We start from the raw sequence: 601 nt of genomic DNA, 5'->3' as shown, positions 1-601 counted from the left end.
TACACCTTGCCCACCCCCTTGAGTGCGCCGACGAAGAAGGTGTCGACCGCCACCAGTTCCCCGGTGTAGTGAACCTCAATTTGGCGTTCGCGAAACTCGGGGCTGAAGCGCTCGAGCAGGCGGATCTGCTCGTCATTGAGCTCAATGGTCTGCTCCCGGTGGGTTTTCTCGAGGCGCAACAAGCGGTCGTGTTTGGAGAGCAAGTCGTGACGTTGCCACACGCCACGCACACCACCCGCACTGACATTGATGCCTTGCAGAGCCAGTTCTTGGGCGACCCGCAGCGGGCCATGAGTTGGTCTGGTGAGAGAGTAATCGAGGATGGCTTGCTCAATCTCGGGAGCGACCCGGTTGGGATGCGCCCCTTTACAGCCGGGTAGTTTGTCGAGCAAGCCCTCGGCGCCATAGGTCTGATAGTTACGGCGAATTTCGTAGAACTGCTGACGGCTGTAGCCGTGCATATTCCGGCCGATCATGAACACCAATTCCGATTCAACGTGAACACCATTTCCGGACCAATGTGAACGCTCATTCCGGTTCAACCTGAACACTTCGCCCCTCCTTTCCGGAAACAGTGTTCAACATCCCGGAATCACTGTTC

1 pseudogene is annotated in these 601 nt (G+C 57.2%); it reads right to left on the bottom strand.

The annotated features are described in order from the left end of the window. Window positions 1-455: pseudogene (locus J9892_RS24965) on the bottom strand (IS481-like element ISAs19 family transposase); the annotation flags it as partial. Window positions 456-601: the final 146 nt, after the last annotated feature.

The organism is Aeromonas sp. Prich7-2, from assembly GCF_017939255.1.
Lineage (GTDB): Bacteria > Pseudomonadota > Gammaproteobacteria > Enterobacterales > Aeromonadaceae > Aeromonas > Aeromonas caviae.
The sequence above is the reverse complement of the archived record's forward strand: the minus strand, read 5'-3'. Positions and strand labels throughout refer to the sequence as shown.